The organism is Bacillus sp. IBL03825 (assembly GCF_024712505.1).
Classification (GTDB): domain Bacteria; phylum Bacillota; class Bacilli; order Bacillales; family Bacillaceae_G; genus Bacillus_A; species Bacillus_A wiedmannii.
The window spans coordinates 2,112,428-2,126,840 of sequence record NZ_JAMXKE010000001.1; the positions used below are offsets into that span (position 1 = coordinate 2,112,428).

Sequence of the window (14,413 nt, forward strand, 5' to 3'; positions counted from 1 at the left end):
AAAATTGAATTGGATTAAGTATATCAAAGCAAATCAAGTAAAACAATGGAGGATGAATAATATGGCAGTTTATAGACCTGTTCAAGTTTCATATTGGCAAGATGCTTTCGTTTTAGATCTTACACCGGAGGAGAAATACTTCTACTTATACTTAATGACTAATAGCAAAACTTCTCAGAGTGGTATCTATGAGCTTCCACTACGAGTGATAGAAATGGATACAGGATATAACCGTGAAACGGTTGAGAAGCTGCTAGAGAGGTTTGCTGATTACGGGAAAATTCATTACAACAAAAAGACGAAAGAAATTATGTTGATTAATTGGCTTAAATTCAATGCTATTACAAATATGAATATTGAAAAGTGTGTGTTAAAAGAAATCCAGAATATTAAGTGTGAAGATTTTTTAATTGATTTTTATGAGGCATGTTTAGATTTAGAACAGCAGCAAGATTTTAAAATTCCTCGTATTAAGGAATACTTCCAAGCTCGTTTTGAGTGGCTTATAAGGGGCTTGGAAGACCCTATGAAGGAAAAAGAAGAAACAAAAACAGAAACAAAAGAAAAAGAAGAAACAAAAACAAAAGAAGAAGCAGCAAGCTGCTCAAGAGATAAAAAAATTGCAGAAGAAAATCCAATAGCATTTTATGAGCAAAACTTTGGAGTTCTTAAACCATTTGTGGCTGAAGGGATTAATGCGTGGATTGAAGATTTGAATGCACAGCTTGTTATCAAAGCAATGAAAATAGCTTTAGAAAAGAATGCACCTAATATGTCTTATGTACAAGGTATTTTAAGAGATTGGCATGCTAAGGGGTATAAGAGTATTACTGATGTTGAAGCTGCACAAACTCAATTCCGTAAGAAATACCAGTCTCGTGGTGGCAGAAGTAATGCTCGAAAAGAAATTGTTCCTGATTGGTTACATACACAAGATACAGAAGTGCGATCTCAGCCTGTAAAGCACGATGAAACGGATTTAGAGGGTGAACGTAAACGTTTAGAACAAGTATTAGCTAAATATAAAAAAGAGGCTTAGGAGGATTGTAATGCCAAAGCAGTTAACAATATTTGATGTTGAGCCTGTAGTAGCATTCGATACTGAGAAAGCACACATTCATCGATTAAATTCTAAAGTTCGTTTTACGGATGTAGTTGTTCAAGTACCAAAACAAGTAAGAGCTACTGATGAATTAAAACCAACAACAGCGCCAAATGATCAGTATGAATTATTTGAGGAATATACAATTGGAATTTGGAGATTTAAGCGAGTGGAAGATAAGCAGTTCGATTGGGAAGAAGCGGAGGAGCTTTGCAAGTCTGCGAGAGATAATAAAGAACCGATTTCAATACGACTTTATTTATCATTAGAACAATTATTTGTTCCAGAAAATGTTGTGCGATATTTGTAGACAAACAAAAAAGCCGAGATTGCTCCCGACTTGCTTCGACAAAATAATCATAACATACGGGAGTGGTCTTAGTGGGAATTATTAAAGAAAATCTTGTAGAAATGACAGCTGAAATAGATTTGAAAATAAACGGAATATATGTTGTTAAAAATGGTCAGGTCCAACTAATAGAACCACCCAAGGGTGGATTTGGTGAACAATCATTTGTATATCAAAGTGGAAAAGTAATTCGTATGGAAGAACGAAAAACACAGTTACTTTAATCAAATTTGAATTTTATTAAGAAAAAGGAAGAGGTTTTGGGAGTATGTATAAGTCCCTTCATATTTATAGGGACTTTATAGTGAAATTTATATCTAAACAGAATTTTCCGCGTGCACTGCCAGGTTCTAAGAGACGAATAGTAACTGATTGGGTATCTTCAATTGTTTTGGAAATTGAATTTCCAGGAGGGACTATGAAAAGGATAGACTTACTCATGCTTTGTTGCACGCTAACTTCAATTAGTGAACTTTGTAAACTGTTAAAGATTGTGACAGTAGCAGTAACAGGTTGTTCAATTCTCTTTTCCCAAACTTCTAGAAAGGTAGGGTTGTCATTAAGTAGAAAGTTACCACAAATTTCATTACATACAAGTTTTTGTTTTTCTTTTGGTATTGGTAATGAATCATAGATTGGGATTGGAAAAGCACAGGGTATTGGAAATAGATATTTAAAATCCAAAGAATTTTTTTTCATAATATAATGCCTCATTTCAATAGTATAAGCGGTGTATATAAATTAAGAAAAAGATATTAAATCCAAAATGAATTAATATCTTTTTCTTACAATCTAAGCTACTTGACGTGCAGCGTCAACACAAACTCTACCACTAACAGGTTGACCACCGGTGCCAGAAAAAGCAACCAATGTTCCTATGTTTGACACAAAAACAGTTTGGCTATTACCTGGAGTTATTGGGCCAATAATATTTGTACCATTGTTCGCTAAAAAGGCAGTAATTGCACCACTTGCAGGGTTATTAGTAAGAGTGACATAGCCGGAAAGAACTGGACCTCCAGTATTGTTAAATACTGTAGCTCCACCAACTACATCACCTCCTGTTGTCGTGAAAGAATTGCATGTAGAAACAGAGACAAACTGGGGGTCTGGACAACAACACATATACAACATCCTTTCATTTGTTAAATAGTATTTATCGAAATATAAAAATACTTCACCTTATTAGATGCTTGTTTTTATTGAGGGGGCACGGCTCATAGGAAGTAATTTTAATTGAAGGGATAATTGTAACAAGAGGATTTTATTAAGAGTAATTTATTACAAAAGCTTTATTTTGTCGAAAAGTAACGCAGGGATAAATGAATAAGACCGCTCCATTTATTGGAACGGCCTTACAAATAACCTGTGCTGGAGGTCTCATCAAAAAGCTTAAGATGTTTTCTCTAAACAGTTTGGACAAGAATTTTTACGATTATACGTAAAAATGGCAGGTAATTAAATAGGTTACCCGCCGTTTTCTTAAACAGTTCGGAGGAGTGAGCCCCGTTTGGAAAGAGTGCCGCCGTGGGAAGTCGGCTTGCAGATATTATGTGTAATGTAAAAAAAGATTATTCGTAAAGACCTGGGGTAGTATGTCAACTGAAAAATAATATAGTTTGAAATTATCAAAGGACAAATTACTTAAAAAAGACATCACGAAACTAGACCAGTAACTTTAATCAAATTTGAATTTTATTAAGAAATGGAGAATGAGAAATGGCTATTGAAGCACATAGATGTAACGTTAAAGGGTGTAATGGTCTTGTAGTTTTCGAAAATGCTGATTTTGATTTGCAAAATCCAGACACAATTAAAGAAGTTTATGCATTTGATGATCCTTCTTGTAACATTTGTGGAAAAGAATTTTTAGTAGTTCCCAGCTATGCTGTCATTGATTTTGATGAAGAAAAAGGAGATTTTGAAGAAATTGAATCAGCTTGTATTACTGAATGGCAGAATCAAAAATTTTAACCAAAGCGTTATTTTATTATAGATAAATAGCTGACTCAGCAATTGTGCTAGCCGATTCACCTAGTACAGTTCAAGCTGTTCATCAAGCGTTGCAAATGCAACAACAAATGTATGAAAGTATGCAACCGCCTATTTATCTGGATATGCAGCCATACTATATATCTAGTGGATATTATAACCCTATAGTAATTTCAGGGGATGGGATATATTTTTCAACAATCCCTTATGGAACTGTATACGATTTATAGAAAGGCTTTGATTGTTAAGTTAGTATTCATTTGTAATAACAATTTTACTAAATGGGTATAAAAAAGAGCACATGACCAGGGTGCTCCGCCAAAACTTATGAAAGACAATCCATAAATAATATATGTGACTTTTACCTAATGGTGACGGAATTTAATAAAATCTTTATTTGAAAATTAAAGGGTGCTTTTTAAGGCGATCTATGACTAAGAGCTATATTAAATTTTTAGGGGTTTGAAGTATTTGAGAAATAATTTTGTTTAAGACTAAGATAATTTCTAATTAGTAATACCGATTTGCTTCAGTAGAAATGGCAATTGCTTTTGTTTCATGAACTGTACCATAGGGATGCTCTGGAGGTGCGTATATAGCGTAAATTTTAAGTGGTGTATTTCCTGTATTGATTACATTATGCCATTTTCCAGCAGGTATCATAATTGCATAGTCATCATAAGCCATTTCTTGAAAATCTAATTTATCTTTGTTATCACCCATTTGAACAAGCCCTTGACCCTCTTCAATACGTATGAATTGATCAGTTGTAGGGTGTACTTCTAAACCTATGTCATCTCCAACATTAATACTCATTAAAGTTACTTGTAAGTTTTTTCCTGTCCAGATAGCGGTGCGGTAAGTATTATTTTGTTTAGTGGCTTGGTTAATATTCAATACAAATGGTCTAGCTCCATAATCTGTTAATCTAACATTTTCACAATAAGGATTCCGGTTGTGGTTCCAAGCATTATTGTTGTAACTGTAATAATAAGGATTCCAAGCGTAAATCCAATTATTGTTATTCCAGATGCTATCCATTGGGCTTTGAGATTGATAATAATAACGTGGAATATGTTGCATATCCAAGCTCCTCTCATAATTTTATCATTTACTTTTTATCCTATGCTGTTGTCTATTTATAGGAATGCAGAATAAGAGGAAATGGGCAGTAATAAAAAATAAAAGTAACAAGTTAATAAGGGATGTACTACTGGTATAAAAAACTTAATAAAATAGTTATTTGATTAATAAAAAAAGAGCACCTGACTAGGGTGCTCCGCCTAAAACTATGAATAACAATCCATAAATAATATATGTGATTTTTGCCTAATGGTGATAAATTTTAATGGGAAAATTAAAAGTGCGGCAAAGAAATAATTACAAAAAGAATATAGCATACCCAAAAGATATCAATGTGATCCATCCAATAATAAGAGCAATGTATTTTAAGATTTTTATGATTAGTCCTTTTAGATATAGAATGCACCAGGATGTAGAATTGAATTAATTTTTTAACAAACTTCTTGTTGTATGACCAAAAATAAAAGAACCCGTCTTTTATAAACGGATTCTTCCCACAAGGTCTGCAAGAAATTCAAGGTAACTGGACCAGAGCAACCTGTGGAATTCCTTGTGATAATATTGTATGCCAAAGAATCAGTAAGGTTAATGAAATCTAAACAAAATCTTATTTTAAAGCTAAAGAATGCCTTGTAGAGCGTTACTTATGCCTAATTATAAATGGTTATGTTCGATCTTAGATTTCTTGCTTGGAGGAATAAAATGCTCTGAAACAAAGTTTAGATAAATAATACAGCTAATTATGGCAATATAAAACACTACACAAAAGAAGGTTAAAATGTATTTTAATGTCTTGTTCATATTAGTACCGTCCTAAAAGATGATTATTTGGATTTTAATATGGTATGTAAAAAAGGTGCATTTATACAAGGGACGGATAGCTAGTACAAGTAAAACAAAATCCTTATTTAACAACAAATAAAAAGAGTGCATTTTTATATGCGCCCTTAGTAAGGTAGGTGAATGTTTCATGAGATATAGAAAATCTAAAAAATCGTAATCAGATTTTCACGAGTAAATTTTTAATATTGTATGCCTTACATGGAATTATGGAGCCTGTCATTAAATAATAAAGAGCGCCTTGAGAGAAAGGCGCTCTGACTAAAACTAATGTTGAAAAAGAATACCCATAATATTGTATGTATGTATGTTTTTGATTTAGGTGCGAGATTAAATAAAATCTTTATTTAAATATAAAGAGCGTTTTAAAAAGCGCTCTCTGACCAAGATTTTTAATAGAAAATAGGTGTCAGCTCACAAGGCCTAATTTGTAAGCATGAATACATGTGCAGCCTATATTAATATATGTATTTTCTTATGAAGTGTGAAAAAACATATATAACAAAATCGTTATTTTAATTTAAAGAGCAGCTAGCAAAAGCTAACTGCTTGTTAAAAAAAAGAATCCACCCCAGGTTATTTACTGGCAGAGTTTCAAGAAATAAATGATTAAATTAATTTAATTTTTCAATTACAATCGAAGCATTTATATTTGTTTGTGTTCCACCTGCCAAAGTCTGCAAAGTAACTGCAGCAGCGGAAGTATGATTATTAAGGGTAATAATATCTCCTGCAGCTAAAGCGAGGATTGTTTGGCCGTTGTTTGGTTGAGTTCCTGCACCTGATCCATAAACTGCGCTGGTAACCGGAGCACCATTTAAAAAAAGTGTGAATTGATTAGGCTCAACTCCTGATACAGAAAAAGAAATTTTATAATCTCCTGCATTAAGAACCATTAATTGAGAAGTTCCCAGTGTATGAGTAAAACCAGATGTCATTCTACCATGTGAATTAAAAAGAATAGGTGCTTCTAAGGCAACAACTTGAGCTGCTGTATTGAAAACATAAGCATAATGAGATAACCCAGATACTGTAAGACCGGTAGGCCCAGTAGGTCCGGTAGCTCCAGCGGTTCCTGGTAATCCAGTAGGCCCAGGAATGCCTTGGATGCCTTGGATACCTTGAAGCCCAGTTGGGCCAGTCGGGCCGATAGGTCCAATAAGTCCCGGATTACCTTGAATACCTTGGATACCCTGAATTCCAGTCGCCCCAGTTATTCCAGTGGGTCCAATAGGACCAATAGGTCCCGGATTACCTTGAATCCCCTGAATCCCTTGACTTCCTTGAGGTCCAGTGGGGCCAGGAATCCCTTGGATACCTTGAATACCTTGAAGTCCGGTTGGTCCTGGTGACCCAGAAGGTCCAGTGGGGCCAGTCACTCCGGTTGGTCCTGGTGGTCCCCCAGAAGGTCCAGTCGGGCCCGTTGGTCCTGGCGGTCCCCCGGAAGGGCCGGTAGGTCCAACAGCTCCAGAAGGTCCAGTTGGACCTTCAGAACCAGGAATGCCAGGAATCCCTTGAGGGCCGGTCGGACCAGGAATCCCTTGAATCCCTTGAATCCCTTGAATGCCAGGAATCCCTTGAATGCCAGGAATCCCTTGAATTCCAGTGACCCCTGTTATTCCAGTGGGTCCAATAGGACCTTGAATGCCAGGAATGCCTTGGATACCTTGGATACCTTGAATTCCAGAAGGTCCAGTTGGACCAATAGATCCAGAAATCCCAGGAATCCCTTGAGGTCCAGAAATACCTTGAGGCCCAGTAGGTCCCAGGCTACCTTGAATTCCAGTAGGCCCGGTAGGTCCCCGAGGTCCACCTGAAGGTCCGGTAGCTCCAGTAGGTCCAGTAGCACCAGTTAATCCAGTAGACCCGATTTGAGGTAAAGGAAAGGCACATGGAAAGGGTATGTGACAATTCTTTTTAAATTTACTCATTTTTACACCTCCCTTATAAATTAACGAACAATTTATATTTATACTTTAACAACTTATGAGTAAACAGACACACGGGTGTAAGGAAAAAACCTACAATAATTACATAAAAGGTTTTAAGAGCAAGCCTTTATTTCACATTCCATACCAAAAAGAGCACTATATAAGTGCTCTTCGGATCAAAGCTCTTAGTGTAAAAGAGTACGTGATACCAAATGTAATTTTTTCATGGGCGTGAAGTATTTGAACAAAAAAGCTATTTAATTACTAAGTTATCGAGATGAAAAATGGTGCACAAAGTTTTTTGTGCACCACTATATATAAACTATGTCTTGTCTTGTTAATAATATGTCTACCTCATAAAATTGTGAACAGATTAAATAGAAGATTAAATTTAAAAGAGCAACCTTTGAGGATGCTCTTATGACCAGTACCATTACTGTAAAAGAATATGTAATATCGTATGTGTATTTTTCAAAAGGTGTGAATTATTTGAACCCAAAATTAATTTGGCACAACAAAGCAGCTAGCCGGATTAGCTAACTACTTGTTGTACAAAAAAATTAGGCCCTACAAGTAATGCTATGTAACTTTAAGTTACAGCTATAGTATAAGCGGAATCGGAAAGGTTATACAGGAGTGAAAGTGAACTTAATAAAAATTTCATTTTGCAGAAAATCACCAAAATAAAACGAGCGCTTATGCCAGAGTACTCGATTAAAAAATATTCTGTATAGTAGGGTTATGTTTGTGAACTATGAACAAATGATGAATTGTGAAGTAAAGTTCAAGATAGTTTATTTGTTTTAAAGTAAATAGGTGCCTGTACGACAAAAAAGCAACTAGCAAAAGCTAGCTGCGGAGCCCCAGGGAAGGGAGAGGAGCGGTATATTAGGTCTAAGTTTGAAATAAGGGTTTTAGATTTTAAGACCTAACCTACATATAGTATGGATTTTATTTGAGCTATTATGCATATAACTTGTTCCTCTTAAAAGACTGATTAACAAATAAAGCAGCTAGCGAAAGCTAACTGCTTGGCTGGTTCTCCGTGGGGATCGGAGAAAGGTTAGGTTTTCATTAAATGAGTTTTGGCTATTGCCTGCTTATATACATTATTGACGGAATATTTATTAAATAATCATAGTGGTAATTTATTATTTGTTTTAATTTAAGGTTGGTTCCAAAAAAGTGACGTACCAACAAAATATAAAATTATTAAAAGGAAAGTTGCTATAAAAATAACTAAAAAAGTCTTTTTCATCAGTAGACCTCCTTTATGAAGAATATTAACGTCTATCCAGAATTTGAACAAAATAATCCTTTTAATATAAGTGATATGTAACTTAAATTTACAGTTACAGTATAAACAGAATTGGAAGAGTTATATGGGAATAAAACTTAATGAAAGGTTTATTTTAAAAGAAAGTGGTGAAACAGATGTATATCTGTCCAAAATGTTTAGAATGTTTCGCTGATCAATATGAGCTTTTTGAACATTTTACATTGTGTGGAGCGGATAATGATTCTTAAGTATTTTAATAAATTTAAAGATGTAGTTGGTTTATAAAGTTGATTCAGTAATATGTATAAAATTAATATAGAAGTACGTTTAACAAAGTTGCATAATTCCTAAAAAATACTTTTATAAGACGTTATTATAAAATGAGATAGTAAAGAGACATTTAAAATTATTAACAGTGAGATGGGGAATTGAATAGGATTATATTAATTACTTAATGCTGGGATATGTTTTAAATGGAGAATCAATTTAAAGAGATATTTGGTGCAGGGGTAGCAGCAATAGGAACAATTACTTCCGCTATTGGAAGCACGCCTTTTGATTTTATAAGCAGTAATGTAAGAAAGGATTTAAATGTTTATGGAAACGTATTACAGGCTGTTGGAAATGCTTTAGAGGCTGATGGTCAAGGAGAGGTGTCTCTTGAAAAAATCGGTAATGAAATCCAATCAATTGGTAATGTCACTGTAATATCTGGATTAATTATTGATTTTAAAGAAGAAACACAAATTAAATTAGTGATTGCCGGGAATTGGACACAGGCTTTGGGTGGACTTACAGCATTAGCAGATGAGTTTGAGGATACATCCGATAAAGATGAATACTTAAATATTATAGGAAACTTATTACAATCAATTGGGAATTCATTACAAGCAATAGGAGGTATTGACGAATTAAAAAGTATCAGAAATAAGGAACAGTCTAATAAAGAACGTAGTGTAAATGATGGGGAGAAAGATACAGACATGGAGGTAAACAACGAAACTAATGAAAATGAAGAAGGAAAACTAATAGATATTATAGGAAGTTGGGTTCAAGCAGTTGGTTCTGTAATTTCATTAATTGGACAAATACGTGAAGAGAGTGAGGAATTGGAAGGGGACGATGAATAGAGTAATTTAATAGAACAATTAAAACAATAACTCTTTTAAATTGAAAACAAACAGAATATAGTCCGGCTAGAAAACTAGAGGACACCAATTCATTAAACCAGTAATTAAAGCTGTTTTAAGAATAGGTGTCCTTTTTATTTTAAAAAAGGGGATGTGGGGAATGAAGGTATTAAAAGATCAATTACGTGAATGGAAAAAGCAATCGAACCAATCGAAAAAGAAAAATAAGAAAAAACGAAAAGAGAAATTTAGCACTCGTGAAATTGAGGATTTAATGGGGATGCATAGACCTTGTTATGAGCGGAGACGTGGAGCTTTAAGACAAAAATAATTAAAAAATAAAAAGGAGTGGTCTTACATGACTAAACAATTATCTTTCTTACCAAAAATCGATAGAACGGCAACACAAGAGGAATTAGAAGGCGTGTTGGAAAGTGTACGTATACATAGGCAATTTGGGATGATGCGTAAAGAAATGAAGGTCACTCCTTCTTATGAAATGCGTGAGCACGGTCCTACACATGCAGTTGGTAAACCGTTAGAAGATGTTGCCATAGCAAATATTCAACAAAGTAAACGAGAAGAATGGCTTGAAAGAATATCATTACGTATAGATCAATTTTTAAATCGATTAGGGAACGGACGTGCAGGAAGCATCCAAAGAGATATTATTTATAAACGCTATTTAGAAGAAGAGGATGTATGTGATTACATGGTCTATAACGAAATTGGAATGTCAGAGCGTACTTATCGACGTTGGAAGTCTAAAGCTTTTTATAAGCTTGCTTTTGCACTTGGATTAGAAGTTTACGAGACAGAAGAGACTGGAGGTAATGAATAATGAATTTTGTTCAGCCAATACGTGATCCAGAAGAAATACAGCAGCTAAAAGAGTATTTTAAGGAAAAAAGCTTACGTAATTACATTCTCTTCATTATGGGTATTAATACAGGTCTTAGAATCTCAGATATTTTGAAACTAAAAGTAGGGGATGTCAAAGGCAGTCATATATCTATGAGGGAAAAGAAAACAGGGAAACAAAAACGAATACAAATTACTGCAGCACTGAAAAGAGAACTTAAATGGTTTATTGAAGAAAGAGAAGACAATGAGTATTTATTACAAAGTAGACAAGGGAAGAATCGTCCAATTGGTCGTAGCATGGCATATAAGATATTAAGTATAGCCGCAGCAGAATTCGGATTAGATGAAATAGGCACACATACACTGAGAAAGACGTACGGGTATCATATGTACATGCAAACGAAAAACATAGCTTTACTTATGGAGATATTCAATCACTCGTCAGAGAAAGTCACACTACGTTATATAGGTGTAAACCAAGATGCAATGGATAAAGCAATGACTAGGTTTAAAATCTAATCATTGCTTTTTTTCTTTTTAAATCTAGGGGTATCGCCAGCATTTTTGAAACCCCCCACGCAAAGAGCATACAAAAATTTATACAGTTTTCGACTAATCCAGTAACAAACGAGAACCCGAAAACCCGCACCAGGAGTAGGTTCCCTTGTCAGAGTACGGGGCCACTTTTTCCTTGCTACCGATGATAGGACGTTATATTAACTAGTTTTGTATAGAATATTCATGTGTTCCTTAGAAAACTAAAGGGCCAATTTATCATTCGCAACTGTACTTGAACTTAGGTTCTGTCTGAATATAAAAAGCATTTCTTACTTGTGCACTCCAATTTGCAAAAGCTGATCTCCATTCAGGAGTGTTAAAGAATTGGTCTACAGTTTGAGTTTCAGAATGCCAAACTATAAATAGGTTAAGTGGGGCAATTCCTCCTGCCCAAATTCCATTATTTACGTCAGTATCTTCTTCCCTTACTAATAATAAGGGGAGACCAAATTGAAAAGCCATTGAAGGTTCTACTTGTGAATAAACTGATCCTACCCAGAATGGAGTTGGTGGTGGAAGAGGTCCTACATTGACGTCAACTGTTTGAATTTTAAAACGACGAAGGTTTACTGCTAACATTCCATAGCTTGATGAAACTAGACGACGAATATCAGTTAAAATGGATTCGGGATAACTTTCACTTAAAGGCAATGTACGTGGAAAAAGCAAAGCATACTCAATTTCTAAAATTAGACGGTTTAGAAATCTTTGTTGGTTGTCATTTAAATGAGTTGTCGTACTTAAAAATATGGGAATACGATAAGCACGGTCAATACACTCTTGATGTGCCGATTCTATTTTCACTTTATTTTTACTTAAAGATTTATGCTCATTATTACTCATTTTCTCATCTCCTTTTTTAATACTATATAGAAAAGGAATTAGTTAGTTTGGACATAATTGCCTTTATGGGAACCTAAAGGTTTTTTCTTACTTTAAAAAACAAGTTATAAAAATTAATACAGGTACTCAAAGAAGGAAAAACTGATAAAATTTAACTTCCAATAACGAGAAATATGTAAATAAGCTGCCCATATGGACAGCTTATTTACATATTTCCTCATAGTGTAGGTTGTTTTGTAAAATGCTGGTGGTATCCCTATACAGTTACTCATAATTTTCGTACTGTGTAACTCAAAAGAGAAAGTTAAATGAAATCAATGATACCAAGGGTTTCAGCGAAGGGGGCAGTTACACACAATATAAGATATGGGTAAGTGGTAGTATCAAGGAATTGAATGGTGTATATACATAAATATAAAATGTAAGGGGGAGGTAATTGTGATTCATGTTAAATGAAGAACTATTAGAAGTAATAATTAGATACAAAAGGAATACTGGAAGAAATCCTGATGTGTTAAAGCTAAATCCAACTTATTTTAGAAATATTCTAGAAGAATTGAATTATCCACAGTGGTTTATAAAAAAGAAAATGACAGAAATGAAAAAAAGTATATTCGGTGTATCAGTGGAATTAACAAATGCAGTGGAAAAATTTGAACTATGAAAAAGTTGGCAGAGTCGTGACCGCTTTTTGGCAGGAAATGTGCCGGTTATTTTGGAATTAACGTGTTATATTTGTATTGTGGGAAGTGGCGGGAAACACAACTCATTATGTTATTTTTAAAATTCTAAACGGTTCGTAATGATGGCACATAAAATCCGAAACCAGCAGATGGTAACGATTGAATGATACCGTTATTAAGGAGAGCTTTTGCTCTTCTTCCAGTTACTTAATAATGCATAAAAAGATTGGTGCAGCAATATTAAGTAACTGGAAGAAGGGTAAAACTTCATTTACCGTAATTAAAATACAAATAAATAATTGATATCAGAGCATCCATAACGGGTGCTTTTTTCTTTGTTATATAGAAATTACACATTAAACGTATTTAAATACTGTTTTAGGTATAACATGAATTGACATCATCATGGTACAGATATTAGATGTTAAATGTACCGTGAAACTCTTGGAAATACAATGATGGGAAATTATAATGATATTGGTATATTACGGGAGAAGGCGGAATTGTAGGAGTAAAGGGAATGTGCCCAGGTTGCATACCATATTGACCATATGAATGATATTGAAGTAAATGTTGCCAAGTCGCAGCTGGAGCTACAAAAGCAATCCTCATCGGGAAGGGATTCATAATATAATCACTCCTAAAGTAGTATTCATGTAATAGGGTATGCGCTTACTGAATATAGATGTGCACAATCTAGGTCTATAAACATAATAATCAATGAACAGAAAAATAGGGTTACTAATCTTATGATGTGTCCATTATGGGTGTTTTATTTTACTATATAGATAGAACAAACATGTGTATAGCAATTATAGCAGGCGCTGCCGTGTTCTGGTTGGCGTCTTGTTTGTTGTTAAGGAAAGGTCAGCCCAAACGTGTTGCATTTTACAAAACAAACTCAACACAAACCAAATATTGTAAAGAAGTTTCAAAAAAACATCTAATGTAACACATCATATATTTTGTTACATTATATTTCAGAAGAGAAACGCTGTTATATCAACATTTTTGTCTATTTATAAAAATAACTACCATATATTATGTAACATATTGTATAATGAAGATACATCTAATGTAACATAACGTATGGAGGGGTAAGGAATGAAGTTTGTGCAACCAATTCGAGATAAGAAAAAATTAGAAGAAGTGAAAGAGGTTTTACGTCGCCAATCTTATCGTGATTTGTTTTTATTTGAAATGGGAATCAATACAGGTCTAAGAATTAGTGACTTATTAAAGTTACATGTAAATGATGTGAAAGAAAGAACTCACATTGTAATTAAAGAACAGAAGACCGGGAAAGAGAAACGTTTCATTATCAATACAGCGTTAAGAGAAAAAATAAATGAGTATGTAAGTGGAATGAATGAAACAGATTGCTTATTTGCTTCTAAAAAGACAGGAAAACCGATCACGAGAATTCAAGCTTATCGAATTATGAACGCTGCTGCTGAAAAAGTAGGGCTTGATGAAATTGGAACGCATACTCTTAGAAAAACTTTTGGCTATCATTATTATCAGAAGACAAAAGATGTAGTAATGCTACAAACAATCTTTAATCATTCTGCTCCATCGATTACATTACGTTATATAGGAATCCAACAAGATGAGATTGATAAATCATTAGAAGATTTCAGTTTATAAATAAGAAACAACAAAAGTAGCGAATCCGCTGCTTTTTTATTTTGTATAGAAAAAAGGAACCCCAAAAAGGATTCCTTTTCTTATTCCGATCTATCTTAAGCGCATATAAGAT

The 14,413-nt window shown here is 34.1% G+C and carries 17 protein-coding genes; 11 read left to right on the forward strand and 6 right to left on the reverse strand.

Annotated elements, in window-relative coordinates; translation table 11 throughout:
- The first annotated feature begins 61 nt into the window (after positions 1–61).
- The 3 genes from NHG49_RS10985 to NHG49_RS10995 all read left to right on the forward strand — a co-directional run bounded on the left by NHG49_RS10985 (position 62) and on the right by NHG49_RS10995 (position 1,675).
- Positions 62–1,039, forward strand: coding sequence for a DnaD domain-containing protein (locus NHG49_RS10985; RefSeq protein WP_258126834.1), 978 nt, complete (start codon positions 62–64; stop codon positions 1,037–1,039).
- Between the two features lie 10 nt (positions 1,040–1,049).
- Complete coding sequence (locus tag NHG49_RS10990; protein ID WP_098103051.1) at positions 1,050–1,412, forward strand: cell division protein SepF; 363 nt, start codon at positions 1,050–1,052, stop codon at positions 1,410–1,412.
- 71 nt (positions 1,413–1,483) lie between these two features.
- A complete protein-coding gene (locus NHG49_RS10995; protein ID WP_078183127.1) occupies positions 1,484–1,675 on the forward strand; it encodes a DUF3954 domain-containing protein in 192 nt (63 codons plus the stop codon).
- Positions 1,676–1,739: 64 nt separating this feature from the next.
- Here NHG49_RS10995 and NHG49_RS11000 read toward each other — a convergent pair whose 3' ends face one another.
- Together NHG49_RS11000 and NHG49_RS11005 are read right to left on the reverse strand one after the other, a co-directional pair.
- Positions 1,740–2,150 (reverse strand): S-Ena type endospore appendage, encoded by a 411-nt coding sequence (locus NHG49_RS11000; protein ID WP_258125957.1) that lies wholly within the window; start codon positions 2,148–2,150, stop codon positions 1,740–1,742.
- A gap of 93 nt (positions 2,151–2,243) precedes the next feature.
- Positions 2,244–2,576: an S-Ena type endospore appendage gene (locus NHG49_RS11005; RefSeq protein WP_098103052.1), complete on the reverse strand. Its 333-nt coding sequence runs from the start codon at positions 2,574–2,576 to the stop codon at positions 2,244–2,246.
- A 594-nt stretch (positions 2,577–3,170) separates the two neighbouring features.
- On the opposite strand from NHG49_RS11005, the gene NHG49_RS11010 reads away from it, so the two are divergent.
- Both NHG49_RS11010 and NHG49_RS11015 read left to right on the forward strand, forming a co-directional pair.
- On the forward strand, positions 3,171–3,425 hold the full coding sequence (locus NHG49_RS11010) for a hypothetical protein (RefSeq protein WP_078183130.1): 255 nt from the start codon (positions 3,171–3,173) through the stop codon (positions 3,423–3,425).
- Positions 3,426–3,469: 44 nt separating this feature from the next.
- Positions 3,470–3,673 carry a DUF3947 family protein gene (locus NHG49_RS11015; protein ID WP_371399829.1) on the forward strand — a complete coding sequence of 68 codons (204 nt, stop codon included), beginning with the start codon at positions 3,470–3,472 and terminating at the stop codon, positions 3,671–3,673.
- A gap of 280 nt (positions 3,674–3,953) precedes the next feature.
- Here NHG49_RS11015 and NHG49_RS11020 read toward each other — a convergent pair whose 3' ends face one another.
- On the reverse strand, positions 3,954–4,526 hold the full coding sequence (locus NHG49_RS11020; protein ID WP_098103054.1) for a cupin domain-containing protein: 573 nt from the start codon (positions 4,524–4,526) through the stop codon (positions 3,954–3,956).
- A 1,454-nt stretch (positions 4,527–5,980) separates the two neighbouring features.
- On the reverse strand, positions 5,981–7,297 hold the full coding sequence (locus NHG49_RS11025; protein WP_258125958.1) for a BclA C-terminal domain-containing protein: 1,317 nt from the start codon (positions 7,295–7,297) through the stop codon (positions 5,981–5,983).
- A gap of 1,752 nt (positions 7,298–9,049) precedes the next feature.
- Between NHG49_RS11025 and NHG49_RS11030 the strand changes: the two genes are divergently transcribed.
- The 4 genes from NHG49_RS11030 (at position 9,050) to NHG49_RS11045 (ending at position 11,089) form a co-directional block, all read left to right on the forward strand.
- Entirely contained in the window at positions 9,050–9,706 is a 657-nt protein-coding gene (locus tag NHG49_RS11030) for a DUF6944 family repetitive protein (protein ID WP_070168744.1), read from the forward strand.
- A gap of 160 nt (positions 9,707–9,866) precedes the next feature.
- Positions 9,867–10,037, forward strand: a complete 171-nt coding sequence (locus NHG49_RS11035; protein WP_097807920.1) for a hypothetical protein — start codon at positions 9,867–9,869, stop codon at positions 10,035–10,037.
- 27 nt (positions 10,038–10,064) lie between these two features.
- Positions 10,065–10,547: an ArpU family phage packaging/lysis transcriptional regulator gene (locus tag NHG49_RS11040; protein WP_258125959.1), complete on the forward strand. Its 483-nt coding sequence runs from the start codon at positions 10,065–10,067 to the stop codon at positions 10,545–10,547.
- On the forward strand, positions 10,547–11,089 hold the full coding sequence (locus tag NHG49_RS11045) for a site-specific integrase (protein ID WP_060749527.1): 543 nt from the start codon (positions 10,547–10,549) through the stop codon (positions 11,087–11,089). Before NHG49_RS11040 ends, NHG49_RS11045 begins: the two co-directional genes overlap by 1 nt.
- A 255-nt stretch (positions 11,090–11,344) precedes the next feature.
- Here the strand turns inward: NHG49_RS11045 and NHG49_RS11050 are convergent, their stop codons facing one another.
- Entirely contained in the window at positions 11,345–11,971 is a 627-nt protein-coding gene (locus NHG49_RS11050) for a hypothetical protein (RefSeq protein ID WP_097855283.1), read from the reverse strand.
- A gap of 445 nt (positions 11,972–12,416) precedes the next feature.
- Here NHG49_RS11050 and NHG49_RS11055 point away from each other — a divergent pair, with 445 nt between their 5' ends.
- Positions 12,417–12,635 (forward strand): hypothetical protein, encoded by a 219-nt coding sequence (locus NHG49_RS11055; RefSeq protein ID WP_258125960.1) that lies wholly within the window; start codon positions 12,417–12,419, stop codon positions 12,633–12,635.
- 436 nt (positions 12,636–13,071) lie between these two features.
- Here NHG49_RS11055 and NHG49_RS11060 read toward each other — a convergent pair whose 3' ends face one another.
- The gene (locus NHG49_RS11060; protein ID WP_001067900.1) at positions 13,072–13,281 is read right to left on the reverse strand and encodes a hypothetical protein; all 210 of its coding nucleotides are present in this window, start codon (positions 13,279–13,281) and stop codon (positions 13,072–13,074) included.
- A 477-nt stretch (positions 13,282–13,758) separates the two neighbouring features.
- Between NHG49_RS11060 and NHG49_RS11065 the strand changes: the two genes are divergently transcribed.
- Positions 13,759–14,301, forward strand: coding sequence for a site-specific integrase (locus tag NHG49_RS11065; RefSeq protein WP_078186931.1), 543 nt, complete (start codon positions 13,759–13,761; stop codon positions 14,299–14,301).
- Positions 14,302–14,413 lie beyond the last annotated feature (112 nt).